Genomic DNA, 23,964 nt, shown 5'->3' on the forward strand with positions numbered 1-23,964 from the left:
TGTTTACACTCCTTTTTCTGATTAGTGATCAGATAATTTCGGATTTGATTTTTGGAAGACTGCAAGCTTATCTACAATCTTTTTACTAGCTGAATCTAAGCCTGTAATGGTGACTGTATTTTGGTTTTCCTTTAGCTTTATAGCTATTTTATCAATTGCTCCGACAGCAGAATCATCCCATACATGGGATTTAGTAAAGTCGATAGAAATCTGTTTGTTTTTAATGGTTGTATCAAATGCTTGAACAAAGCTATCGACAGAGGCAAAAAATAGTTGTCCTTCCACTTGATAGTTATAGCCTTTGGATGTCTCTTGTTTATGCATCTTGACATGGGAAATCTTCGCAGCGAATAAGACTGCGCTTAAAATTACCCCGGCAATTACTCCTATTGATAAATTATCGGTTGCTACAACAATTATAACGGTTATGAGCATAACGAGTGCGTCGCCTTTTGGAGCAGTAACGATATATTTAAAGGAAGACCAGTCAAAGGTTCCGATACAAACCATAATCATGATTCCGACTAAGACAGGCATAGGAATTTGTACAACGAGACTTCCTAATACCATTATCAAGAACATAAGAAAAACGCCTGCAACAAATGTAGATAGTCTACCTCTTCCGCCAGATTTTACATTAATGACAGATTGACCAATCATTGCACAGCCAGCCATTCCGCCAAAGAAGCCTGTAACTATATTGGCAATACCTTGCCCTCTTGCTTCTCTGTTTTTATTGCTATCAGTATCTGTTGCATCATCTACGATAGAAGCAGTTAATAAGGATTCCAATAGACCAACAATCGATAAGGCTAGCGCATATGGAAAAATGATGGCTAACGTTTCAAAGGAAAACGGTACATTTGGAATAAAGAAAGATGGCAATGATTGCGTAATTTTCCCCAAATCACCAACAGTAGCCACATTAACATTTCCAAAAATAGCAACAGCGGTTAAAATAATAATAGCAATTAGCGGTGCTGGAATGACTTTAATAAATCGTGGCAAGATATACACAATTAATAACGTAATGATTACAAATAAATAAGTGATGTTTGTTACGTTAATAAGATGTGGTACTTGTGCCATAAAGATTAAGATAGCTAAAGCATTAACAAATCCAATCATAACTGCTCTAGGGATAAACTTCATTAGTTTGGCAATTTTTAATACGCCGAAAAGAATCTGAATAACTCCTGTAAGGATTGTAGCAGCAAATAAATATTCTAATCCGTAATCCCTAACTAATGGTCCCATCAACAGTGCCATTGCTCCTGTAGCCGCCGAAATCATACCAGGTCTTCCACCTGTAAACGAGATAACTACAGCCATTGTAAAGGAGGCGTACAATCCTATCATTGGATCAACCCCAGCAATAATAGAAAATGCAATTGCCTCTGGTATTAACGCAAGGGCAACGACCATTCCAGATAAAATATCTCCACGGATATTTGAACACCAATCCCTTTTTATTTTTTCAATCAAATGATTCACCTCAATATCTTTCAGTTTGATACAAAGTAGTCTATCACGATTTTTCCCAAAAAGGAATATGTTTTGGGAAAATTTTTACAAGCAGTGAATTTCTAACTATAATATTAAAATAGACAATGTTGGAGGCAATAAGATGATATATGGTTATATACGACCTACCATTGCAGATACTAGCTGTGAGCAGCAGTTTAAGATACTGGAACCGATTTGTGGACAAGTATATAAAGAAGAGCATGATTCGGCAAAGGATAGAACAGAGTTATTGGCGTTACTTCATAATCTTTCCAATGGTGACAAAATAGTTGTATGGCAATTATTCACTATTGCAGATTCTAGCAGGCATTTAATGGAGTTGCTAGAAGTGCTGGATAAGAAAGGTGCCTATTTGCAGACAGTAAAGGAAGAGATAGATACGGAAAGAAAGAGCGAATATTCGTTGTCCAAAATGCTATCCCATTTAATAGAATTTCAGAATGAGATTATTCGGGAGCGAACCAAAAAAGGCATGGAGTATGCGAGAAAGCATGGGAAAACAAGTGGTAGACCAAGAAAAGCAGATGAAAATGTAAAAAAGGCAATCGAGATGTACCAGTCAAAAAAATATACTTTAAAAGATATTAAAGAAGCAACTGGTATTAGTAAGTCTACATTGTATAGGTATTTAGAGAATTAATGGTGGATGATAGCCGAAATGGTAACGAGGACAAGGCTTGGACATAAGTATTCCGGCCAAAGTTAAAGCCAAACAATCATACAAAATTTCGTGTAATTGTTTGGCTTTCACCTGGGCTAGAATGCTTATGTCCCAGCTCCTATTAAATTCTTATACTAATACGCCTTCTTTAAATTCTTTCGTTAATGTTGGCCAGAAATCTTTATTTGCTTCGATTAAATCATCAAGGACTGCTTTTGCTACTTTAGCAGAAGGTAAGGTTTTATTTAATGTGAATGCTTGTAATGCTTTTTCATAAGAACCTTCCACAATGGCTTCCACTAAAATTTTCTCAGATGCCAATTGTTGGTCAATCATTGCTTTGTAGAAGTAAGGAATGTCTCCAACAAATTCAGGCTTAGGACCATCACTTGTAATAAGAGCAGGTACTTCAATCATCGCATCATTTGGCAAGTTCGGAATCGTTCCATTGTTTTCTACCATTACTAAATATCTTTTTCCTAGATTTTGAGCAAGAGATACTGTTACATCTACAATAAATGTTCCGTGAACACCTACTGCAAAGGAATCTTCTAAAATACCTGTCTCTTCATATTTATCTACTGTTTCAAACAATGTTTTTTCGCGGCCATCCATTACTTCGTTTGCACGTGTGTATTCCTTGTTTGAAGTTTCTACAATATGGTCTGGGAATAGATAGTATTGTAAATATGGATTCGGCAGATACTCTGGAAAATGATCCATGATTAGTTTAATATTCTTAAAGGTTTTAATCCAAGAAGAATCAGCGTGACGATAGTCAATTTTTGAAACATCTTCTGTTAGTAAACCATGTTTATATACATGCTCACGAATCTCTGGTAATCTTTCTACCCCATCAACTTTGATGCTTGTAAACCAGCCAAAGTGGTTTAAGCCAAAGTAGTCAACGTCTAATTCTTCTCTTTCTACACCGAGGATTGCTGCAATATTACGCATTGTTGCAACCGGCATATCACAAATATTTAAGACTCTTGATTGTGGACGAAGTTTACGAACACCTTCAGCCACAATGGATGCAGGATTTGAGTAGTTTACAATCCATGCGGTTTCTTTTGCATATTTTTCTACATAGTCGATAAGCTCAATCATTGGAGAGATGGTTCTTAGTCCGTATGCTAATCCGCCTGGTCCACAAGTTTCTTGTCCAACTACATTATGAGAAAGAGGTATTTTTTCATCGAGTTCACGCATTGCATATTTTCCCACTCTCATTTGAGCGAATACAAAGTCTACATCTTCAAAAGCTGTTTCCGGATCTGTTGTATCCATTACTTTAATTTTATCTGTATATTCTTCAATAACAGCCTTTGCAGCTACGACTACTTTCGATTGTCTTTCTCCATCAATATCATAGAAGCGAATTTCAGAAAGTGGTAGATCTTCTAATCGGTCCATTAAGCTACGAATAATTCCTGGTGTATATGTGCTTCCTCCGCCTGCAACTGCTAATTTATATGTTTTCATCTTAAATTCCTCCTAATTGTTGGTCTACTTGATCTCGAACAGATTTGACATTTAAACCATAAACGACTTGAACGTTATTTCCCGATTTAATAATTCCTTTTGAACCTGTTTGTTTTAATGTTAGTTCATCTACTGCATTTGGATCTTTTAAAATTAAGCGTAATCTTGTATAGCAATTATCAACATTCTCAATATTTGCTTTTCCTCCTAATGCATCGACAATAGTTGCTCCTAGAGCTGATGGCGAATTATTTGCTACAACACTAGATGCAGCTGCTTCTTCATTAGCCAATTGATTTGTATCAGTTGCTACAGTATCTTCTTCTCGACCTGGTGTTTTTAAATTCAATTTAAGAATCAAGAAGCGGAAAAGAAGGAAATAGATAGTTGCCATTAATAATCCTACTAAGATAAACATTGGCCAGTTTGACTTGGTTGTTCCAAGCGGTAAATTATATAGTAAGAAATCAATAAATCCATTTGCGCCAATTGCATGTACGTTAAAGATACTTAAGAGCATCATACCCACACCAGAAAGAACAGCGTGTAGGACAAACAAGATTGGTGCAGTGAAAAGGAAAGCGAATTCTAAAGGCTCTGTAACTCCTAGTAAGAAGGAGGTAAAGGCTGCTGGAAGAAGAATTGCTTTTGCGATTATTTTCTTCTTTTTATCTGCTGTTACGTACATTGCTAGTGCTGCTCCCATAAGCCCAAACATTTTACTTAAACCGCGAGCATCCCAGTTAACCGTACTGCTTAAAACGTTAATGCTTGAATCTGCCATTTCGGCAAAATAGATATTTCTAGCTCCATAAATAATTTCGTTTCCGATATTTGCAACTCCACCTAATTCTGTGTACAAGAATGGAGTATAGACTAAGTGGTGCAGACCGGTTGGGATTAGAATTCTTTCTAAGAATCCATAAATAAGTAATCCAACTACACCTAAATTTTTAATGCCGCTTGCAACTGCTGTAATGCCATCTTGGACAAATGGCCAAAATTCTGCGGCAAGTGCGCCTAAGATCATGGCACTAGGAATAGCTAAAATAGCAACGAAGCGATGTCCCGAATAAATGGCCATAACACCTTTGAATTCTGTATCACAATACTTATTGTGCAAAATACCAACTAAAGCACCTAGAAGAATTCCGGAGAATACTCCCATTTCCAGCACTTGAACATTTAATACCATTGCTTGACCAGATAATTGCATTTGCTCTGGTGCTACTAAGCGACCGGTTAGATTTAATATTTGATGCATTGCATTTATGAAGATAACAAAGGTTACTAGCCCGGTTAAGGCAGCGTAGCCTTTATCTTTTTTAGCTAAGCCAATCGGAATGCCGACTGCAAAGATTAAAGCTAAATTCTGCAAAATGGATACTGCAGAGGACGAAATAAATTTTCCCGTATTTTGGATGAGTGGATTTTCTAAAAACGGAATATATTGAGCAAGGTTTCCGTTTCCGAAAACATTACCAAATGCGATAAATAGACCGATTATCGGTAAAATGAGAATTGGTGCAAATAAAGATTTACCGAAGAGCTGCAGACCATTTACGACCTTTTTCATCTATAAAACCTCCCTTTGTTGGTAAGCGTTGTCATATCTTTTGATAATCAAAGTATATAATTGAATAGGTTGTTTTGAAAGGGGTTGCATGGATTGTGTACTATGTCTTTCAATCCTGTAACATGTTACAAATAATTGAAGGAGGGTAAATTCAACGTAATAAAGAGGATGTTCTAAGAGCATCCTCTTTTAGATAGGCATATAGAAAGCCTCAATACTCTGTAATAATCCCTCTTTTTATTGCGACGATTAATAGTAAATCAATAAGCATAAACATATTAGATTCAAAAGAAGTTACTTCAAATTCTTGTTGCGATTCAATGGTAGGATCGAGGACAGTAAAGACAATATCAGCAATTTTAGCGGTTGAGCTTTTATTATTTCCGGTAAAAAGGATTGTTTTTACGCCTTTATCCTTTGCAATTTTTACTTTCTCTAGTACTTTAGCTGTTTCACCTGAGCGCGAAAAGGCAATCAGTAATTTGTATTTTTGAATATTATTGAGAAAAATAGCTCTGCTGTCACTTGTAGTTGAGTTGGATACATAATAACCGAATAGCTCTAGTTTTTTTGCAAAATAGCTAGAAAAAAGTGTGGAAAATCCTGCTCCATAAAAGTAGATCATTTTGTTTTTATTGATTTGCGCAAGGAACTGTTCAATGCTTGTTTCATCTAGAGAATCGATTGTTTGTTTATAATTTTGTTTAAAGGAAGTAACCGCATCTATTAATGGCTGATGAATACTATCTACGTACTCTACTTCTTGATTAAGCATTTTCGTAACTTTTAAATTTAGATTATAAATAAATTCACTATATCCACTAAAACCAAGTTTTTTGCAAAGTCGGATAATCGTTGCAGTGGATACAAATAAGTCATTAGCAGCCGCTCGAATACTTAGTGTTTCTCCTGTTAATTTTTTCTGGATGAGGAAATGGGTGATCTCTTTCTCTGCTTCTGATAGATTTTTATCATTTGCATAATCTAGAAACAGCATATCTATATTTTTCAAGCTTGTCATCATTCCTTGTTTTATAATTTTCGTCATGTATGTATCTCTTATTATAATGAATAAGTAGGGCTTTATGTTTTACTTTTTTATTGGGATAAGCATAAATTCAAAAAGGATGCCAATACTACTAAACACAATGCAAATTCTGGAGGTTTTACTTCGTGTCCCAATCAAATATCAAACTTACATCCTCAGAAATAGCTTCGCTGTGGACATCGTATATGAATAACTGTATGTCAAAGCAAGTTCTAACGCATATGCTTCAGCATGTAAAGGATCGAGAAATTTCAAATGCACTTCGTTTTTCTTTTCAGTTTGCCCAAAAACAAGAAAAGCATTTTAGAAGAATTTTTCAAAAAGATGATTTCGCCATTCCCCATGGATTTACAGAAGCAGATGTTAATACCAATGCTCCTAAATTATTTACAGAAACCTTTTGTCTAGCATATATTAACCAAATGGCGAAAGCAGGCTTAGTTGCTTACGGTGGATTCCTTGCTATGAGTACAAGGGAAGACTTAATCGCTTTTTTTCATCATGGATTACATAATACTTCAAAACTATATCATTTAACGAACGCAATATTAGAAAAAAAGGGATTGTTAATTCGGGCACCTCATACTTCTATTCCAAAGAAAATTGATTATATAGATAACAAAAAATATTTAAGTGGTTTCTCTTTGTTTCATAAAAAAAGACCCTTAAATGCAGTAGAGGTTTCCCATCTTTTTATGAATTCTCAGACAAACAATATGGGGGTGAAGATTACATTAGCCTTTGCACAAACCACCACTAATAAAGATGTACGAGCATACATGTTCAGGGGAAAAGAGATTTCCCAAAAACATTTAAAATTGTTTGTGGATGCTTTAGTAGATGAGGGGATTCAAAGTCCGAATTCTTCGGATATTGGGATTACTGATTCTACTGTACGCACATTTTCAGATAAATTAATGATGTTTCATATTAGTTTATTAAGTGCTTCTGGAGTTGGAAATTATGCATTAGCAGGAGGCGCTAGTCAAAGAAGTGACCTTTTACTCAATTATGAAAGACTGTCGATGGAAATTGCTCAATATGCGAAAGATGGGGCGGATTTGATGATTGAAAATAATTGGATAGAACAGCCTCCACCAACTAGATAAACATAATGAATGAGCAGGGAAATCCCTAAATATGGATTTCCCTTTTCTTATTTTATGCTTCTAATTCAGTTGTGTTTTTCTTACTATTTTTTTTAACGCTGTGAGCGCTTTCTTCGAGGATGTACATTACTGGTAATTGGGATGTAATATTCGATTCCCCTACATATACTTCTGTAACATAATAGGCAATATTGATATCGGAAATTTTTGCTAATTGGCAGTCTTTACTATTAGTAATACTGATGATGTTGCATCCTTCTAATTTTAATTGATTGGCAAGATGCAACGTATGATCCGTTTCACCAGAAACAGATAATATAATGGCTGTACTGTTTTTCAATTCTTTACTGTTAATCGGATAAAAGGGATCTTTAATAAAAGTAGAAAATTTTCCTAAGCTAGAAAAGTACCTCGCTCCGTATTCTGCTAAAATGCCTGAACTGCCTGTACCTACAAATATAACTTTATTCGATTGGATGACCATTTCAGCTGTTTCTTGTATGTATGTTTCGAAATTCCCTTTCATTGTCCGTTCTAAAAACTCAGAAAGATAGTATTTTGTTGATTTTAAGTTTTCTTGTTCATTTCTATCTAAATACAGTTTTAGTTTAATCTTAAACTCGGAAAAGCCATCACAGTTTAGTTTCCGGCAAAATCTTAGGATGCTAGATGTGGAGACATGTGTTTCATCTGATAATTCTCTAATACGCATGTAAATAACCTTATCGATGTTTTTTGTAACATAGTTATAGAGTAGCATTTCCAAATCATTAAAGGATTGGATCATTTCATTTGTGAACAAATTTTTTCCCCCTACTCTAAAAATATTTTTCCTATATTCACCATTTTAATTATAAAACAGGTTGTGACTAAAATGTAACAAATTCCTTCTGAAGAAAAAAGATACTAAGTGTTTATTTTTTCTTGTATTATATTTGAAAGCGTATACAATTTAGGTGAAAGGAGGAATAAGATGTCTGAGAAAGAGTGCTTTCCAGAAAATTTTCTATGGGGATCAGCTTCTGCAGCCTATCAGGTAGAAGGAGCATGGAAGGAAGATGGTAAAGGTCCGTCTGTTTGGGATAATTTTACGAAAATTCCCGGTACGACTTTTAAAGGAACAAATGGCGATGTGGCAGTCGATCATTATCATCGTTACAAAGAAGATGTCGCATTGATGGCTGAAATGGGTTTGAAGGCATATCGATTTTCCATTGCTTGGAGCAGAATTCTTCCTAATGGAAGAGGAAAAGTAAATAAAGCAGGGCTTCATTTTTACAATCAATTAATTAATGAACTTATAAAATATAATATTCAGCCCATTATTACTATTTATCATTGGGATGTTCCACAAAAATTGATGGATTTGTACGGTGCTTGGGAATCTAGAGAAATTATCAATGACTTTAATGAGTACTGTATCCTCCTTTATAAGCATTTTGGTGACAGAGTAAAGTACTGGATTACACTTAATGAACAAAATGTCTTTATATCTTTAGGGTATGATCGGGGATTGCATCCGCCGGCTGTAAAGGATAAGAAAAGAATGTTTGCAGCAAATCATATTGCCAATTTGGCAAATGCCAAAGCAATTCAATCTTTTAGAAGATATGTGCCAGATGGAAAAATTGGTCCCAGCTTTGCCTATGGTCCTGTTTATCCGTTAGACTGTCATCCTGATAATATCCTCGCCTATGAAAATGCTGAAGAGCTTAATAATCATTGGTGGCTAGATATTTATGTTTGGGGAAGATATCCAAAAACGATGTGGAAACTCTTAAGCGAGGCCGGAATCGCTCCAACGATGGAGGAAGGTGACAGTGAATTATTAGCATTTGGACGTCCTGATTTTCTTGGAATCAATTACTATCGTACAGGGACGGTAGAACGTAATCCTGTGGAGAAAGCAGTAGATGAGGGAGAAATGAATACAACAGGACAAAAAGGTACAACCAAGGAGCACGGAATTCCAGGTTTGTATAAATCCAAGAAAAATCCTTATTTAAATTCAACAAACTGGGATTGGGAAATTGATCCACAAGGTTTACGAATTGGACTTCGGAGACTGACGAACAGGTACAATTTACCGTTATTGATTACGGAAAATGGACTCGGAGAATTTGATCAATTAGAAGAAGGAGAAATTAATGACGAGTACCGTATAGATTATCTTCGTTCTCATATTCAGGCCTGTCAAAGTGCGATAAATGATGGAGTTGACTTAATTGGATATTGTACTTGGTCTTTCACGGATTTATTAAGCTGGCTTAATGGCTATCAGAAAAGATATGGCTTTGTTTATGTAGATCGAGAGGAACAGGAAGAAAAGGAATTAAAAAGAATAAAAAAGAAAAGCTTTTACTGGTATAAGAAAGTAATGGAAACAAGAGGAAGGGAATTATAGTTCCAAGGTTTTTAAAAATAAGGAGGGAATAAAATGAAAAAATTGCTTTTAGTATGTGCAGCAGGAATGTCCACTAGTTTATTGGTAAATAAGATGAAGGATGCAGCGAAAGAAAAAGGGGTGGAATTAGAAATTTTTGCATTGCCAGTGTCAGAATGTCAAAAAGTAGCTCATGAAGTTGATGTTGTTTTATTAGGGCCACAAGTTCGCTATCAAAAACCACAGGTAGAAGAAATTATAGCTGGAAGAGTACCAGTAGAAGTTATTGATATGAGAGCATACGGCACAATGAATGGAAAGGCAGTATTAGAAAGAGCATTAGAATTAATTGCCTAATGGATATACAACTTGCAACTAGAGGAGCCTGCAAAGTAAAACAGTTTTCCACAGTGAAAATTATGAAATTATTAGGGGGAATTAAATAATGGGTTTTATGGCGGCTTTTGAAAAGTTTGCGGAGAAAACATTAGTGCCAGTTGCAGCAAAATTAAACTCACAGAGGCATATAGTTGCAATCCGTGATGCATTTATTCTATCTTTTCCTATCACACTTGCAGGTTCATTAATTGTCTTACTAAACTTTGCTGTTCTAGCTCCAGATGGCTTTATAGCTAAAATCTTATTTTTGCATAAATTATTTCCAAACTTAGCTGATCTGCAAGCGGTTTTCTCGCCGGTACTAAATGGATCCGTTAATATTTTGTCCATGTTTATCGTCTTCCTCGTTGCCAGAAATATGGCGATTTCACTCAAAGCAGATGAATTATTAAGCGGACTCACAGGTCTTTCGGTATTTTTCATTATTTATCCACCATATACAAATGTTGATGGAGCCAATTTCTTAACGACTCAATGGGTTGGTGCCCAAGGGCTATTTGTTGCATTAATTGTTGGGCTATTAGTCGGAGAGCTTTTCAGTAGATTATCTAAGTCGAAAAAGTTGCAAATTAATATGCCTGATTCTGTACCTCCAGCTGTTTCTCGTTCTTTTAAGGTATTATTCCCAATTATAATTATTACTGTTTTGTTCGCTGTTGTGAACGCTTTAATAAATGCTGTTTATCCAGAAGGATTGCATGGATTTATTTACGCAGTGATCCAGACGCCATTAAAAAGCTTAGGTACAAATATCGTTTCTCTAGTCATTTTAGCGATTGTTTCCAACCTATTATGGGTATTCGGTATTCATGGTCCCAATACGATTGCTGCTATTCGTGAAGCAATGTTTGCAGAGGCAAACTTAGAAAATCTTAACTTTGTTGCGGAGCATGGAACAGCTTGGGGAGCTCCATATCCTGTAACTTGGGCGATTAACGATGCTTTTGCAAATTACGGTGGTTCTGGAATGACACTTGGATTACTCATTGCTATCTTTATTGTTGCAAAAAGACAGGATTACCGAGATATTGGAAAACTATCGCTTGCACCAGGGATATTCAATATTAATGAACCAGTTATTTTCGGTTTACCAGTAGTTTTGAATCCCATTTTAATTGTCCCGTTTATTCTTGTCCCAGCTATAAATATTATTATTGGATATGTTGCGATTGTATCAGGATTAATTCCGCCAATTGCCTATTCTGTACCATGGACTACTCCAGGTCCGCTAATTGCCTTCCTTGGCACAGGTGGAAACTATATTGCGTTACTACTGGGATTTGTTTGTTTAGCCGTTTCTACTATCGTTTATTTACCGTTTGTTATAGCAGCAAATAAAGCCAATGCAGTAAGCTATGGAGGACAAAAAAGTGATTCGGATGTCTCCGCTTAAGGTGTGAGAGGAAATGAATCAATACACTATCCAGTTTCTATGTGGACAAATAAACTATGTCCGTGCTTTTTTTGAACATTATCAGGATGATAATGTTCGGACGGAAGTGGAGACTATTAATAAAATAAAGGCGAATATTCAGGTAGAATCATCGTTAAATGTAACGGAAGCGCAATCTTACTTAGAGAAAATTTTTCAACAATCTAAATACGGCTGCGCATTGCATTTTCAAACAATAGTGATAGAAGGTGGAAAGTAATATACTGGAAATGATAGTGGTGTCGAGGTACTCATTTAGTGGGTACCTTTTTTTGATGGAAGAGGATTGTTTTTTCCTTTTTTAGATAGGCAGGAAGTATATTTTTATGCTAGAATGTATAGGATAAATATCGAATGGAATATATACTAGGTAAAATCTGCATCTTTCTTTTTATCTCGTATTACATTATAATTATTTTAACTTTAATTTTAAGCAGGGGGAGATTTCAATGGGTGAAGTCTCTTTCTGTTTGTTTGCGATTTTATAAAGAAGCGATTGGTTTTTACTATTAGCACAATTGGTGTATAGTTATTATAGATAATTTTAGAAGGAATAGGGTGTTGAAATAATGAGTGAATATCGAGTATTACTTTATTATAAATATGTACCGATTGAAAATCCGGAAGAGTTAACAAAAGAGCATTTAGCTTTTTGTAAAGAGCTTGGATTATTAGGTCGTATTCTTATTTCCCACGAGGGAATCAATGGAACAGTTTCTGGTACGGTAGAGCAAACAGATAAATATATAGAAGCAATGAGACAGGATCCTTACTTTAGCGATACTATCTTTAAAATTGATGAAGCAGATGGACATGCTTTTAAGAAAATGCATGTTCGCCATAAGAAGGAATTAGTTAACTTAAGCTTAGACGATGATGTGGATCCACTTGAGTTAACTGGTAAGCACTTAAAGCCAACAGAATTTTATGAGCAAATGCAAGATTCAAATACAATCGTAATTGATGCTCGTAATGATTATGAATATGATCTTGGTCATTTTAGAGGTGCTATTAAGCCGGAGATTGAAACATTTAGAGAACTGCCAGAATGGATTAAAGAAAATAAAGAGATGCTAGAAGGCAAGAAAATTCTTACTTACTGTACTGGTGGAGTAAGATGTGAGAAGTTCTCTGGCTGGTTAATGAAAGAGGGCTTTGATGATGTAAGTCAATTAGATGGTGGAATTGTGACTTACGGTAAAGATCCAGAAGTACAAGGCGAGCTTTGGGATGGTCAATGCTATGTGTTCGACCAAAGAATCAGTGTGCCAGTCAATCAAAAAGAGCATGTTATCGTTGGACGTGATTTCTTTACTGGTGAGCCATGCGAGAGATATGTAAACTGTGCAAACCCAGAGTGTAACCGCAAAATGCTTTGCAGTGAAGAAAATGAAGAGAAGTATATGAGAAGCTGTAGCCACGAGTGCCGTACTCATCCAAGAAACTTCTATGTAAAACATCATGGACTTACTCCAGAGCAAGTAGAAGCAAGAGTTAGCGAAATTGCTAAATGGGAAGAAGCAAGCAAAGTAATGTAATGGTAGGAGCTGTCCTTTGAGGACGGCTCTTTTTTGTTTGGGGATTGGTTTGGCTGAAAAAGGAGCAGTTTTGGCTGAAAAAACAGAACTTTGGCTGAAAAAGGAATATTTTTGGCTGAAAAAAACAAAACTTTGGCTGATAACGCAATATTTTTGGCTGATATCCCACTTATCTGCACGATATCAACCGTGGTTGGATAGTCAATGGCAACAGAACTAGTTTAAAATTTTTATTTTAGAAGGGGATGATTGAGTACTGTGTATAAATGCTAATAATTGTTCTGCCATATACTCAGAAGGGTAACAAAAATCTTCCTTCACCCACTCCATAATCATACCGACGAGTGCATTTGCTTGGTAACTGATATGAAGATTTCGGTTGATGGTTGGATCTATTAGTGCATACTCAAAATCTTCTTTATTCAGATTCTTTAAAGTCTGATAAATTCGCTGTTGATAATCGTTTAGGAAGTCAGAAGAGAAAACGAGCTTATAAAACAAGGCGTGTCTTTGTACATGTTCAAATATTTTAATTGATTTAGCTGTTAATGTGGAGACATCAAAGGTTTCTAGATGTACGTATGGAAAGCGATATGCCCAAATTAAATCAGTGAGAACATCATTTGTTACATCCTCTAGCAAATCTTCTTTGTATTGGTAATGTCGATAAAAAGTTCCTCGATTTACATCAGCAAGCTCAACAATATTTGTAATCGTAATATCTTTAAAGTCCTTTTGATCCATTAAAGTGATAAGGGCATTTTTTAGTGCTTTTTTTGATTTTTTCACTCTTCTATCAGAGCTAATCTCATTCATTTGCATGATTATAATCCTCCCTACTACTTCAAAGAATTAGAGTTATAAAACAAATACCTATTCCATTGTTCAATAAGAAACATATCTTGTTTTTTTGCTGATTGAATAGTTTATTTTAATAAAATTATACTATAAGAGTAGTAAATACGTTAAATAATTCAATTATATTTGATAACGATTTCAATAGAAGGAGTGGGTAAGATGAAGTTACAAGATAAAGTGGCCGTTATTACAGGGGCAGCATCTGGAATGGGTAAAGAGATTGCTTTCCTTTATGCAAAAGAAGGTGCAAGCGTTGTTGTTTCTGATTTAAATGGAGAAGGTGCAGAGGCGACAGTTAAGGAGATTGAAGCGAATGGAGGAAAAGCATTTGCGATCAAAACAAATGTAGCGGTAGAAGAGGATATTCAACAATTAATTGATTCTACTGTCGACACTTATGGAAAGGTAGATATCCTAGTTAACAATGCTGGTATTATGGACAATATGGAGCCAGCAGCTGATATAGAAGATAAAGCATGGGAGAGAATCTTTGCTGTTAATACAACGAGTGTCATGCGTTCTACTAGAAAAGTATTGCCATTATTTTTAGAACAGCAAGGCGGTATCATCGTAAATATCGCTTCTGCTGGAGGTTTATATGGAGCTCGTGCTGGTGCAGCTTATACGGCTTCTAAGCATGCAGTTGTTGGATTTACAAAAAATACTGGCTTTATGTATGCGGATAAAGGGATTAGATGTAATGCGATTGCACCAGGTGCCGTTATTACTAATATAAGTTCTACCATGACCAATATCAATCAATATGGTGCGTCTAAACAGCAGCTAGGTATGGCTATTAACCCAAGAGCTGGAAGTGCAGAAGAAATTGCAAAGGTTGCCCTGTTTTTAGCATCGGATGATTCAAGCTTTTTAAATGGAACAGTTATTACAGCTGATGGTGGTTGGACTGCTTACTAAAATAGCTTAAAAAATATTGCCGACAAACTTTGTTTGTCGGCAATATTTATTTAAAACTGTAAACAAAGCGGAAGTTTTTTGAAGCCTCCACTCCCTTAACTGGGTGCCCTCCACTTTTCTTACAACTCAAAGGTTTCGCCTAATTCTAGTACTTTTCCTTTGAATCCAAGTTCGTCTAGTTTGTCTACGAAGGCTTGTGCGTCTTGTTCAATAACTGGGAATGTATTGTAGTGAATAGGAATGATTAGTTTTGCTTGATACCATTCGGCTGCTTGTAGTGCATCTTCAGGTCCCATTGTATAATGGTCTCCGATTGGTAAGAAAACAACGTCTAAATTATGTCGATCTCCAATCATTTTCATATCACCGAATAGTCCAGTGTCTCCAGCATGATGCAACACTTTTCCCTCTGCTTCAATAATGTATCCAGCGGGCATTCCACCATATAAGATATTTTTGTTCTCTTCATCAATAATACCTGAACTATGGAAAGCATGTGTCATTTTTGCCTTTGCAAATCCTAAATCGATTGTGCCGCCGATATTTATCCCAATTGTTTCAACGCCTTTCCATGACATATAGGCAGCTAATTCTGGATTAGCGACAACGGGAGCGTTATTTGCTTTAGCGATCGGTGCAGCATCAAGAATGTGATCCATATGAGCATGTGTCAATAGAACAGCATCAACCTTTATTTCCTCGACCTTTGAAACGGCAGAAGGGTTTCCGCTGATAAAAGGATCAATAATTAATGATTTTCCTTCTGTACTAATTTCAATAGTGGATTGACCATGATACGTAATTTTCATGCAAAACCATCTCCTTCATTCCACAAAAATGTGGATTAGTGTCCATTTTAGATTAAAACAGAGAGAGGGAAAGTGCCAAATGATATGCCTGTCTGTTGCTGGCGAAAATAAGACCTCTGCAGTAAGAAGTATTCACACTACCTTGTAAGGAAATACGTTGCCGCAAGAAAAGATTATCGTTGTTTCGGCTGGCATAAAGCTAGCATCATAAAAGAAATAATCGTGATGGAGATTACCCAAATCCAAGCCATTCGCATATTTCCAGTATCAATAGCAACATAAATAGCAGTGGGTAATGTCTGTGTTTTTCCTGGGATATTGCCTGCAAACATTAAGGTAGCTCCAAATTCTCCTAATCCTCTGGCAAAGCTAAGGATACTTCCAGAAAGTATGGAGTGGGAGGCAAGTGGAATGGAAATGGATCTTAGTACTTTCCATTCATTTGCACCATCCACTCGTGCTGCATCTTCAATGGAACGATCGATTTGGATAAAGCCTGCTTTAGCTGATTGATACATTAAAGGAAAAGACACGATAAATGCAGCCATTACTGCAGCCCACCATGTAAAAATGACAGGCTGATGAAAGATCCATTCGATTACTTTGCCGAGGATACTATTTCTACCAAACAGAACGAGTAGTAGGAAACCAGTAACAGTTGGAGGAAGAACGATTGGCAAAAGTAAACAAGTTTCAAGTAATGCCTTTCCTCTAAATTCTTTTCTGGCTAATTTGGCAGCAAGTATCGTGCCACTGGCAATGACGACAACAGTGGCAACCAGAGAAACTTGTAAGGAAAGGGAGATTGGTGACCAAAAATTGGACCATTCCTCTTTAGTTAACAATAAATCCATCTTCTTCGAAAACCTTTAAACTAGTTGGTGTTTGCAGATAGTCATAAAACGTTTTTGCTGCCTCGTAATTTTTACTATCCTTGATAATGGCAACTGGATAGACAATCGGAGAATGACTTGATTCATCAGCAATCTCCACTACCTTAACAGAATCAGAAGTCTTTGCATCAGTTCCATAAACAATTCCTGCAGCCACATTATTTGTTTCAACATAGGACAATACTTGACGTACGTCCTTTGCGTAAATGATATTCTCCTGTACTTTTTCCCATATATGAAGAGTTTGAAGCGTTTCTTTCGCATAATTTCCTGCTGGGACAGATTCTGGAATTCCGATGGCTATTTTTTCCTTATCCAATGTTTCGAGATCAGCAAAGCTATTAATCGTTGTATTGGATTTTTTATTAGTAATCAGAACTAAATTATTTTTTACTAAGTCTATATGGTCGGATTCCTTAATAAATCCGTCCTCTATCAAAAGATTGAGCTTATCCTGCGCTGCTGAGAAAAATAAATCAACTGGTGCTCCTTGAGCGATCTGTTGTTGCAATGCTCCTGATGAACCAAAATTAAAGGTTAATGTAATATCTGGATAATCCTCTTCAAATTTCTTCTTTATCGTACCCAATGAATCTTGCATACTTGCCGCAGCAGAGACAGTTAAAGAAATAGATTCTTTCTTAGAGGAAGAAGCCAGCTCCCCGCTATTGCTACAAGAGGCTAAAAGAAATAAGGATAGTAATAAGAGGATGTGTTTGATGTTCTTTCTCATAATGCCTCTCCTCTATTAAATACATCCCTTAAGGATTCCTTTTCTTGTTTACTCAAAATGGATAGTGGTTCTCTACATATTCCTGCTTCAATATTATGTTCTGTCAGTATATATTTGATGGCTCGCAGTGCTCCTATTTCTAAAATTGTATGTATAATCGGAAGTAGTTTAGAGAATTGTTCTTCGGCACGTTTCCATTCCTTTGTTTTTATCAATTGAACTATTTGTTGCATTTCCTTTGGAAAAACATTTCCTAATATACTAGTGATTCCGTCATAACCGTTTTGCAGATTATCTAAAAGCTGCAAGTCGAATCCAGTTAAAACGGTGAAAGAAGGACCAAGCTTCTTTTTGACTAAAGGGGCATTGCTAGAATTACCTGCCTCTTTCAATGCTTGAATTTGCGGACAGTACTCTACTAAATCATATAAAGTATTTAATTCCAGATTAAATCCTGTGCGTAGTGGATTATTATAGAGCATAATTGGTAAATCCGTCACAGCACACACTTTTTTCACGTATTCAGCTGCTTCCCTTTGGCTCATTCGTAAATAAGGAGGAAAACCTAGCATAATTCCATCCAGATTTTCTCGTTGGGCAGCCTCGGCCAATCGAATGGCGTCAGATGTTCTTAATGCAGCTACTCCTCCGATGAGAAGAAGATCGTCTTTTCCAGCTAATCTTGCTTCTCGATAGAGGGTTACGCGTTCTTCGATTGACATCGAATGCTGCTCCCCGGTTGAACCACTGATAAGCAGTGCAGGAACCTGATTCCTTTTATAGTAATCTATTAAAGAAAAAATGCCACTCAACCAGAGATTTTCCTTATCATCAAACGGGGTAACCATCGCAATGCTATATGGAACAAATGGATTTTGTTTAAGCATTTTCCCTCACTCCTTTTAAAATAGATTATACTTAAACTATTCAGATAATAGTAAAAAGAAAGTTATTTAATAAAAGTCTTTCTACCAATTTATCTTTTTCTTGTAATGAAATCAATATGAAATATGAAGGGAGTAGGATTTTTATGGTAAGAGTTGCGTTGAATTTTGCGATCATGCTGGAACAAGTGAAAAGTAAGGGATATCAGGAAGAAGAGATTATACAAGCTCTGGAAAAGAAAGACCTTGTTTTCTTTCAAAGCTGTGGAAATGGATTGCCGAATTGGGAAACACTTTTCACTTATTATGAAAAAAATAGAGCAGGAGTAAAGGATATTCTAGCAGATGATTATGAAATAACCTTTTTGACAAAGGGAACATTAAAAAGGCTTTTATCATTAAAATATCAAATGGTAGAGGGAAGAGGTTTCGAGGATAGAGGTGAAGTTTTAGGGACAATGACTTTATCCAAAGAATCCTTTCAGCAATTTGCAAAGATATTGGCAAAAAATTGGACTTTTGTCATATTGGAAGAGAATACATACAATGTTATCTTTGATATTAAGTTATCTATAATCGAGTAAATGAAATTAGGACAAGTGGTTGTTATTTTTACGATAAATCTTTCTTTATATATATAGAAGGAGGTAGAAATAGCATATATGAATAGAAGAGACTAATGAAGATTAGTCCCTTTTTTTACAACAAAAACAGAACATATGTTCCTTTTGGGAGGCTTGAATATGAAGGAATGCCGTTCTTTTCAATCAGAGGCTTTTACCACGTTCTTGCAGGAAAATAAATCATTATTAAGTAATCCAATTGTAAAGAGTTTTTTAGGAAATAAGGTGAATTTCGATCTGTTAAAAAAAGCAATAGAATTTCCAACAAAGGAAAATAAAGAAAAGCTGGATGAATCCTTTAAAAAGCATTTCTTTACCATTCGGTTTACTGCGTATATTACTTCTTCTATGGAGTATAGCACCATTAATTTTAATAAAAACCTAACCGTGCATCAGAAAAGATTTCCTTTAATCCTGGGTGAAAAGGAAGATCGAGGTGAGAAGGATAATACTTTCCATGACAAAGAGGCGGAAATAGAAAGGATAGTGGAGAAGGAGGTATTGCGAGAAAGTGTGGAGGAATACATTTCAGATAAAATGATTTACTCAGCTATTCTCAGCCTGACATCCTCACAACGAGCAATTTTAACCTATGCATATTTATATAAATTAACGGATACAGAAATTGCTCGAAAAATTGGTACATCGCAGCAATACATTTCGAAAACACGAAAAGTAGCTTTACAACGTATTTTTTCATTTATGAATGGAAGGAGGAAGGCGGATGGAATTAATAGACATGACTCAATGGATGACTATAATCAGTAACTTTGGCTTTCCGCTAACTTTATCTTTATTTGTTTTACTTCGATTAGACAAAAAAATGGATCAACTACTTAAAGAGTGGAAGGAAATACAACCAAACCAAAGAAAGGAAAATGACAAATGACAGATATGTACTCAATCGTGAAAAGAGCAAAAGTAGACCCTGAAATGTTAACAGAATTAATTAAGATGTTTGAGCCAAAGGTCAATAAATTAATGAAAAGAACAAATCCAAATGATATGGCTGACCTTTCCCAAGAATTAAAAATCATGCTAATAGAGTCTGCTTATCAATATGATTTAGATAGTATTCCGGGATTTTGGGAGTTTAAAGACAAGTATAAAATCTAATAAGCACCCCTAAAACAGAAAAAATCCGAGAACAATCTATAATTAACTTGGATAGAGTGGCTCGGATTTTATTACAGAGATTAAACGCTCCGCTTCAATAAGCTATTTGTAATCACATAAAGATGATTTTTATAATCGCCTTCAGGTAATTTATTAAGTTGTTTGATTGCTTTTTCTGTATATTTTTTAGCAAGGAGTTCCGCTTTTTCTACCCCTTTATATTTAGAAATAAGTTCAGAAATCTGCTGCATATCTTCGTCAGTCAAGTCGTCTTTTTTATCTAAAAGAGGAATCAGCTCTTTCGGACTTGCTTGAATCGCATAAATGAGTGGCAAATTATAATGACCTTGTTTAATATCTGCCATCACTGGCTTGCCCAATGTTATGCTATTTCCTTTATAATCCAGAATATCATCCATTATTTGAAAGGCCATGCCGATATAATGCCCCATATTCCATGCATTCATTGCCAGTGCTCTACTTGCTTCACTTTCAATCGCGCCGGAATAGCAGCTTACTGCAAAAAGCTGGGCAGTTTTTCCTGAGATTCTTGTTAAATAATTTTTAACCGTAACTTTAGATTGATATCTAGCATTTAATTGATCTAATTCTCCGCTTAAAATCTTTTCCATGCTACGAGCATTAAATTCTAAGTGAGATAAAGAAGTTGCGTGTTTAGATAAAATTGTAAAACAAACGCAGAATAGATAATCGCCTGCATAGATGGCAAACTTATTTCCATTATGAGCATGGATAGTCGGAATGTTATGCCGAGTTGGTGATTCATCGATAACGTCATCATGGATTAATGTTGCCATATGCAATGTTTCCAATGCAGCTGCGACTGCAATCGCTCGGTTTTTGTCTTTAGAAGGACCGATTTGGGAACAAAGCAGGGAGTATGCAGGTCTAAGTAACTTGCCACCGGAATAAATGAGATCCTTAATCGTTTTTTCTACTACTTTGTCGCGAACGCGAATATTACTTTCAATTAATTGAAGTACTTTAGACAAGTCATTCTTTAATTCTGGATACGTATCCCACATTTGATGTACACGCATAGTCTAACCTCTTTCATTACTAGATTCGTTTATTTCCGATAAATCTCTATAATATTGTAGTTTTTCTACATGTGTGATTAGATAATTAGCAAGTATTCCGATGGCTATTCCTGATAAGATGCCGATAAAGGATAAAACAGGTAGATATAAAAATACAGTCCATGTTTGTGCAACAAAGCTTGCGACAGCCAATTGCCCAATATTATGGAGAATTGCTCCAGTGGTACTTACTCCTATTAAGCTAATTCGTTTGGTGCCAAGTTGCTTTACACTCCACATGCCGATAAAGCTTAAGAGAGCCCCGCTTGCACTATACATAAAGGTAGAAAGCGTTCCTCCTAATAAGGTTGCTAAGCAAAGGCGTATAGCAACTACTTTAAAGGCATCCTTTGTAGGAAGTGTGTATAGAGCCAAGCATGTAATAATATTTGCTAATCCAAGCTTTGCTCCAGGTGCAAAGGCAAAAGGAAATGGGATAGCCCGTTCTAATAAGCTAATTATTACAGCTTGTGACGCAAGCAGTGCTATATATACAAGGCGTTGATTTTTCGTCATCTTCTCAACTTCCATTCTTGCGGTTGTAATTATTCCTATAAATAAGTTGATTGTAGGTTAAATGAATACTGATACCTATTAATCAGTACAGGACAAAAAAGAATAAGTTCTTAATCAAAGTTTTATTCTGTGACTACACCTATTGTTAACAGGTTGATTGGAGCGGAAAGTAACCAACTAATTTAAGAGCATAGCTTTTAACATCATCGAAGAATAAAATCAAAAAGCTTCTTTTTTCTCCTTTACTGATTCAAAGGATTGCTAGAAACATGGAGAACGAGAAGTTCTCTATGTTTCTAGCATATTATTCATTACTTATAGTCTTTATATATCGCTCGTTCTTTTCCGTACCACCAGTCACCTAATTTTCTTTGAAGGAAAGGAATAACCCAATAATCTAATCCAAATGTACGACCAGATCCGTTCATTAAGGCGATTGATGCTGGTAATGCCCAAACTTTATCCCATCCAAGCATTGCGCATAAAGTAAACATTACTAGGAATGCAGCACTTGCAGCATTTGCTAACCATGTGAATAAACCAGCTAGAATTGCTAACCCAATTGCTAATTCAATAAAGATCATCATTTTTTGCATAAATAGTGCAATTTCTGGTGTTGGTAGCATGATTTTCATAATCCATTCAAACCAGAAAGGCATTTTGCTTAAAATTGGTGTTGCAAAGTCAGTAGAAGTAGCTGCTTCACTTGCACCACTTGTAGCTGTTTGAAGCCATTCGAAAGGCATTTTCACACTAGTAGCGGTTAACCAAGAATCTTCTCCTAAACCATTGAATAGGTTTGGAACCTTTGACCAGCTAGAGATAGAATCTTTCCATGTAGATTCTCCCCAAAGTTTTGCACATGCTTCTACGATCCAGAAACCTGCAACAAATATCCGTAAAGGAAGACTCCAAAGGACATTACCGTAACGTGTTAAGAAATCACGGAAAATATTACGTTTATCTTTTGTATGGAAAAACTCATGCATCACATATTGGTACATATAATAGCCGCTTCCGATGCCAAAGAAATAATAAAGATTAACCATATGCTTCATGAAGTTTGCAAACCAGCCGCTTAAATGCATACCACTTAAATTCGCTACACCGTATCTGGCTCCAATTGAAACCATTACGCCATGGTATTTCCCTTGATATGATTCTTTTTCGCCGCCGCTAATTTCTGCAATAATATTCTTTGCAGCTGTTAATGCAGTTTGCTCAGCAGCCTCAACAATTTGAGGAGTAGGCTTTCCAGGTTCTTCTTCAAAATATGCTAAGTCACCAACTACATATACATCTTTATAATCTTCTGATTCCATATGAGCATTTACTTTTAATCGTCCTGCTCTTCCAGCTGACATACCATAATCTTTTGTATCAGAATTTGCGCGAACACCTGCAGTCCAAATTAGAGTGTAGGTTGGAAGTTCTTCTCCTGATTTTAATACGATAGCATCCTCTTTTACTTCAACGATTGGAGAGCTTTTTAGGATTTTAACTCCTTGTTTCACCATATAGCTTTCTGCTTTATCAGCGTCTCTGCGCTCAAGCATATTTAATATAGTAGGAGCAGCTTCCACAACATATAAAGTAATATCCTCTGCATCTAGTTTATAGTCTTTCGCCAATCTCTCTTTCCATTCAATAAGTTCCCCAACCATTTCAATTCCTGTGAAGCCAGAACCACAAACAGTAAAGGTCAGCATAGCTTTTCTTGTAGCTTCATCGTGAACACTAGCTGCCTTACGAACGATTTTCTCAATATGTTCTCTTAATCTAACAGCATCTTCCCAAGACCAAAGGGTAAATCCGTTTTCTTGCACGCCTGGTGTACCAAAATCATTTGGTTCGCCACCCATTCCTAAAATTAGATAGTCAAAGGAAAATTGTCCGTGTTCTGTTGTTACTAATTTACTTTGATAATCAACATGTTTTACATTGTCTGTAACTAATTTCACCTTTGTACGATTAAATAAACGACGTAAATCGAATTGAATAGCATCTGGCTCTACTCTATGTGCAGCGACCTCGTGTAATTCAGTCATCATTGTATGATAGGAATGTCTATCGATAAGTGTAATGGAAACTGAATCATCTTTTTTATACTTTTTAGCAAGCTTTTTTGCGGCATGTACACCAGCATAGCCTGCGCCGATAATGACAATATTTTTTTTGTCCATTCTTCCTATTCACTCCCTTAATTGTTAATTTCTTTTTGTGAAGTTTTGAACAATACTAATATAACAATGTGGTTTTTATCTGTCTATGGACTTCATAGAATGTATACAATTTAAAATTGAAGTTGTTCACATTTTCGAAACATTTGCAACCCTTAGCTTTTTGTCATAAATTC

Annotated in this window: 26 protein-coding genes; 13 read left to right on the forward strand and 13 right to left on the reverse strand. The window is 35.8% G+C overall.

Going from position 1 to position 23,964, the window contains the following annotated elements; genetic code table 11:
* Positions 1 to 21: 21 nt before the first annotated feature.
* The gene (locus tag NYE52_RS01515; protein WP_341191453.1) at positions 22 to 1,485 is read right to left on the reverse strand and encodes a SulP family inorganic anion transporter; all 1,464 of its coding nucleotides are present in this window, start codon (positions 1,483 to 1,485) and stop codon (positions 22 to 24) included.
* A 142-nt stretch (positions 1,486 to 1,627) separates the two neighbouring features.
* Here NYE52_RS01515 and NYE52_RS01520 point away from each other — a divergent pair, with 142 nt between their 5' ends.
* A complete protein-coding gene (locus NYE52_RS01520) occupies positions 1,628 to 2,167 on the forward strand; it encodes a recombinase family protein (RefSeq protein ID WP_341191454.1) in 540 nt (179 codons plus the stop codon).
* Positions 2,168 to 2,317: 150 nt separating this feature from the next.
* On the opposite strand, the gene NYE52_RS01525 is transcribed toward NYE52_RS01520, so the two are convergent.
* From NYE52_RS01525 to NYE52_RS01535, 3 genes are all read right to left on the reverse strand, one after another.
* Positions 2,318 to 3,673 carry a 6-phospho-alpha-glucosidase gene (locus tag NYE52_RS01525; protein WP_341191455.1) on the reverse strand — a complete coding sequence of 452 codons (1,356 nt, stop codon included), beginning with the start codon at positions 3,671 to 3,673 and terminating at the stop codon, positions 2,318 to 2,320.
* A 1-nt stretch (position 3,674) separates the two neighbouring features.
* Complete coding sequence (locus tag NYE52_RS01530) at positions 3,675 to 5,249, reverse strand: PTS transporter subunit EIIC (RefSeq protein WP_341191456.1); 1,575 nt, start codon at positions 5,247 to 5,249, stop codon at positions 3,675 to 3,677.
* A 211-nt stretch (positions 5,250 to 5,460) separates the two neighbouring features.
* Complete coding sequence (locus tag NYE52_RS01535) at positions 5,461 to 6,297, reverse strand: MurR/RpiR family transcriptional regulator (RefSeq protein ID WP_341191457.1); 837 nt, start codon at positions 6,295 to 6,297, stop codon at positions 5,461 to 5,463.
* Between the two features lie 125 nt (positions 6,298 to 6,422).
* Here NYE52_RS01535 and NYE52_RS01540 point away from each other — a divergent pair, with 125 nt between their 5' ends.
* Positions 6,423 to 7,406, forward strand: coding sequence for a DUF3231 family protein (locus tag NYE52_RS01540; RefSeq protein ID WP_341191458.1), 984 nt, complete (start codon positions 6,423 to 6,425; stop codon positions 7,404 to 7,406).
* Between the two features lie 52 nt (positions 7,407 to 7,458).
* Here NYE52_RS01540 and NYE52_RS01545 read toward each other — a convergent pair whose 3' ends face one another.
* Positions 7,459 to 8,208 (reverse strand): MurR/RpiR family transcriptional regulator, encoded by a 750-nt coding sequence (locus tag NYE52_RS01545; RefSeq protein ID WP_341191459.1) that lies wholly within the window; start codon positions 8,206 to 8,208, stop codon positions 7,459 to 7,461.
* Positions 8,209 to 8,379: 171 nt separating this feature from the next.
* Here NYE52_RS01545 and NYE52_RS01550 point away from each other — a divergent pair, with 171 nt between their 5' ends.
* The 6 genes from NYE52_RS01550 (at position 8,380) to NYE52_RS01575 (ending at position 13,378) form a co-directional block, all read left to right on the forward strand.
* Positions 8,380 to 9,810: a glycoside hydrolase family 1 protein gene (locus NYE52_RS01550; protein WP_341191460.1), complete on the forward strand. Its 1,431-nt coding sequence runs from the start codon at positions 8,380 to 8,382 to the stop codon at positions 9,808 to 9,810.
* Positions 9,811 to 9,843: 33 nt separating this feature from the next.
* Entirely contained in the window at positions 9,844 to 10,146 is a 303-nt protein-coding gene (locus NYE52_RS01555; protein WP_031535062.1) for a PTS sugar transporter subunit IIB, read from the forward strand.
* A gap of 88 nt (positions 10,147 to 10,234) precedes the next feature.
* On the forward strand, positions 10,235 to 11,581 hold the full coding sequence (locus tag NYE52_RS01560) for a PTS sugar transporter subunit IIC (RefSeq protein ID WP_341191461.1): 1,347 nt from the start codon (positions 10,235 to 10,237) through the stop codon (positions 11,579 to 11,581).
* A 13-nt stretch (positions 11,582 to 11,594) separates the two neighbouring features.
* Positions 11,595 to 11,840, forward strand: coding sequence for a hypothetical protein (locus tag NYE52_RS01565; protein ID WP_341191462.1), 246 nt, complete (start codon positions 11,595 to 11,597; stop codon positions 11,838 to 11,840).
* Between the two features lie 349 nt (positions 11,841 to 12,189).
* The gene (gene trhO, locus NYE52_RS01570; RefSeq protein ID WP_445669082.1) at positions 12,190 to 13,158 is read left to right on the forward strand and encodes an oxygen-dependent tRNA uridine(34) hydroxylase TrhO; all 969 of its coding nucleotides are present in this window, start codon (positions 12,190 to 12,192) and stop codon (positions 13,156 to 13,158) included.
* 49 nt (positions 13,159 to 13,207) lie between these two features.
* Positions 13,208 to 13,378: a hypothetical protein gene (locus NYE52_RS01575; protein ID WP_341191463.1), complete on the forward strand. Its 171-nt coding sequence runs from the start codon at positions 13,208 to 13,210 to the stop codon at positions 13,376 to 13,378.
* On the opposite strand, the gene NYE52_RS01580 is transcribed toward NYE52_RS01575, so the two are convergent.
* On the reverse strand, positions 13,375 to 13,980 hold the full coding sequence (locus NYE52_RS01580; RefSeq protein ID WP_341191464.1) for a TetR/AcrR family transcriptional regulator: 606 nt from the start codon (positions 13,978 to 13,980) through the stop codon (positions 13,375 to 13,377). The genes NYE52_RS01575 and NYE52_RS01580 overlap by 4 nt on opposite strands.
* A 195-nt stretch (positions 13,981 to 14,175) precedes the next feature.
* On the opposite strand from NYE52_RS01580, the gene NYE52_RS01585 reads away from it, so the two are divergent.
* Positions 14,176 to 14,934 carry an SDR family oxidoreductase gene (locus tag NYE52_RS01585; protein WP_341191465.1) on the forward strand — a complete coding sequence of 253 codons (759 nt, stop codon included), beginning with the start codon at positions 14,176 to 14,178 and terminating at the stop codon, positions 14,932 to 14,934.
* A gap of 119 nt (positions 14,935 to 15,053) precedes the next feature.
* Here NYE52_RS01585 and NYE52_RS01590 read toward each other — a convergent pair whose 3' ends face one another.
* The 4 genes from NYE52_RS01590 to NYE52_RS01605 form a co-directional block, all read right to left on the reverse strand.
* Complete coding sequence (locus tag NYE52_RS01590; RefSeq protein WP_341191466.1) at positions 15,054 to 15,743, reverse strand: metal-dependent hydrolase; 690 nt, start codon at positions 15,741 to 15,743, stop codon at positions 15,054 to 15,056.
* Positions 15,744 to 15,916: 173 nt separating this feature from the next.
* A complete protein-coding gene (gene modB, locus NYE52_RS01595; protein WP_341191467.1) occupies positions 15,917 to 16,597 on the reverse strand; it encodes a molybdate ABC transporter permease subunit in 681 nt (226 codons plus the stop codon).
* Complete coding sequence (modA, locus tag NYE52_RS01600; RefSeq protein ID WP_341191468.1) at positions 16,578 to 17,369, reverse strand: molybdate ABC transporter substrate-binding protein; 792 nt, start codon at positions 17,367 to 17,369, stop codon at positions 16,578 to 16,580. The genes modB and modA overlap by 20 nt, the downstream gene beginning before the upstream one ends.
* Complete coding sequence (locus NYE52_RS01605; protein ID WP_341191469.1) at positions 17,366 to 18,256, reverse strand: dihydrodipicolinate synthase family protein; 891 nt, start codon at positions 18,254 to 18,256, stop codon at positions 17,366 to 17,368. The genes modA and NYE52_RS01605 overlap by 4 nt, the downstream gene beginning before the upstream one ends.
* Positions 18,257 to 18,399: 143 nt before the next feature.
* Between NYE52_RS01605 and NYE52_RS01610 the strand changes: the two genes are divergently transcribed.
* From NYE52_RS01610 to NYE52_RS01625, 4 genes are all read left to right on the forward strand, one after another.
* Complete coding sequence (locus NYE52_RS01610) at positions 18,400 to 18,837, forward strand: hypothetical protein (RefSeq protein ID WP_341191470.1); 438 nt, start codon at positions 18,400 to 18,402, stop codon at positions 18,835 to 18,837.
* 159 nt (positions 18,838 to 18,996) lie between these two features.
* Positions 18,997 to 19,644, forward strand: a complete 648-nt coding sequence (locus NYE52_RS01615; protein ID WP_341191471.1) for a sigma factor-like helix-turn-helix DNA-binding protein — start codon at positions 18,997 to 18,999, stop codon at positions 19,642 to 19,644.
* Positions 19,601 to 19,765 (forward strand): YvrJ family protein, encoded by a 165-nt coding sequence (locus NYE52_RS01620; protein ID WP_341191472.1) that lies wholly within the window; start codon positions 19,601 to 19,603, stop codon positions 19,763 to 19,765. Before NYE52_RS01615 ends, NYE52_RS01620 begins: the two co-directional genes overlap by 44 nt.
* Entirely contained in the window at positions 19,762 to 19,992 is a 231-nt protein-coding gene (locus NYE52_RS01625) for a hypothetical protein (RefSeq protein ID WP_341191473.1), read from the forward strand. The genes NYE52_RS01620 and NYE52_RS01625 overlap by 4 nt, the downstream gene beginning before the upstream one ends.
* A gap of 80 nt (positions 19,993 to 20,072) precedes the next feature.
* Here the strand turns inward: NYE52_RS01625 and NYE52_RS01630 are convergent, their stop codons facing one another.
* The 3 genes from NYE52_RS01630 to NYE52_RS01640 form a co-directional block, all read right to left on the reverse strand.
* Positions 20,073 to 21,053, reverse strand: coding sequence for a polyprenyl synthetase family protein (locus NYE52_RS01630; protein WP_341191474.1), 981 nt, complete (start codon positions 21,051 to 21,053; stop codon positions 20,073 to 20,075).
* 3 nt (positions 21,054 to 21,056) lie between these two features.
* Positions 21,057 to 21,608 (reverse strand): Gx transporter family protein, encoded by a 552-nt coding sequence (locus tag NYE52_RS01635; protein WP_341191475.1) that lies wholly within the window; start codon positions 21,606 to 21,608, stop codon positions 21,057 to 21,059.
* Positions 21,609 to 21,919: 311 nt separating this feature from the next.
* Positions 21,920 to 23,791 (reverse strand): FAD-dependent oxidoreductase, encoded by a 1,872-nt coding sequence (locus NYE52_RS01640; protein ID WP_341191476.1) that lies wholly within the window; start codon positions 23,789 to 23,791, stop codon positions 21,920 to 21,922.
* Positions 23,792 to 23,964: the final 173 nt, after the last annotated feature.

Origin of the sequence: Niallia sp. FSL W8-0635 (assembly GCF_038007965.1) — a bacterium.
GTDB lineage: Bacteria > Bacillota > Bacilli > Bacillales > Cytobacillaceae > Niallia.

Bases quoted from the DNA above. Each gene is read 5' to 3' on its own strand.
- NYE52_RS01520 (WP_341191454.1), top strand. From the start codon at position 1,628: ATGATATATGGTTATATACGACCTACCATTGCAGATACTAGCTGTGAG.
- NYE52_RS01525 (WP_341191455.1), bottom strand. From the start codon at position 3,673: ATGAAAACATATAAATTAGCAGTTGCAGGCGGAGGAAGCACATATACA.
- NYE52_RS01530 (WP_341191456.1), bottom strand. From the start codon at position 5,249: ATGAAAAAGGTCGTAAATGGTCTGCAGCTCTTCGGTAAATCTTTATTT.
- NYE52_RS01535 (WP_341191457.1), bottom strand. From the start codon at position 6,297: ATGACGAAAATTATAAAACAAGGAATGATGACAAGCTTGAAAAATATA.
- NYE52_RS01550 (WP_341191460.1), top strand. From the start codon at position 8,380: ATGTCTGAGAAAGAGTGCTTTCCAGAAAATTTTCTATGGGGATCAGCT.
- NYE52_RS01555 (WP_031535062.1), top strand. From the start codon at position 9,844: ATGAAAAAATTGCTTTTAGTATGTGCAGCAGGAATGTCCACTAGTTTA.
- NYE52_RS01560 (WP_341191461.1), top strand. From the start codon at position 10,235: ATGGGTTTTATGGCGGCTTTTGAAAAGTTTGCGGAGAAAACATTAGTG.
- NYE52_RS01565 (WP_341191462.1), top strand. From the start codon at position 11,595: ATGAATCAATACACTATCCAGTTTCTATGTGGACAAATAAACTATGTC.
- trhO (WP_445669082.1), top strand. From the start codon at position 12,190: ATGAGTGAATATCGAGTATTACTTTATTATAAATATGTACCGATTGAA.
- NYE52_RS01580 (WP_341191464.1), bottom strand. From the start codon at position 13,980: ATGCAAATGAATGAGATTAGCTCTGATAGAAGAGTGAAAAAATCAAAA.
- NYE52_RS01585 (WP_341191465.1), top strand. From the start codon at position 14,176: ATGAAGTTACAAGATAAAGTGGCCGTTATTACAGGGGCAGCATCTGGA.
- NYE52_RS01590 (WP_341191466.1), bottom strand. From the start codon at position 15,743: ATGAAAATTACGTATCATGGTCAATCCACTATTGAAATTAGTACAGAA.
- modB (WP_341191467.1), bottom strand. From the start codon at position 16,597: ATGGATTTATTGTTAACTAAAGAGGAATGGTCCAATTTTTGGTCACCA.
- modA (WP_341191468.1), bottom strand. From the start codon at position 17,369: ATGAGAAAGAACATCAAACACATCCTCTTATTACTATCCTTATTTCTT.
- NYE52_RS01605 (WP_341191469.1), bottom strand. From the start codon at position 18,256: ATGCTTAAACAAAATCCATTTGTTCCATATAGCATTGCGATGGTTACC.
- NYE52_RS01610 (WP_341191470.1), top strand. From the start codon at position 18,400: ATGGTAAGAGTTGCGTTGAATTTTGCGATCATGCTGGAACAAGTGAAA.
- NYE52_RS01615 (WP_341191471.1), top strand. From the start codon at position 18,997: ATGAAGGAATGCCGTTCTTTTCAATCAGAGGCTTTTACCACGTTCTTG.
- NYE52_RS01620 (WP_341191472.1), top strand. From the start codon at position 19,601: ATGGAATTAATAGACATGACTCAATGGATGACTATAATCAGTAACTTT.
- NYE52_RS01625 (WP_341191473.1), top strand. From the start codon at position 19,762: ATGACAGATATGTACTCAATCGTGAAAAGAGCAAAAGTAGACCCTGAA.
- NYE52_RS01630 (WP_341191474.1), bottom strand. From the start codon at position 21,053: ATGCGTGTACATCAAATGTGGGATACGTATCCAGAATTAAAGAATGAC.
- NYE52_RS01635 (WP_341191475.1), bottom strand. From the start codon at position 21,608: ATGACGAAAAATCAACGCCTTGTATATATAGCACTGCTTGCGTCACAA.
- NYE52_RS01640 (WP_341191476.1), bottom strand. From the start codon at position 23,791: ATGGACAAAAAAAATATTGTCATTATCGGCGCAGGCTATGCTGGTGTA.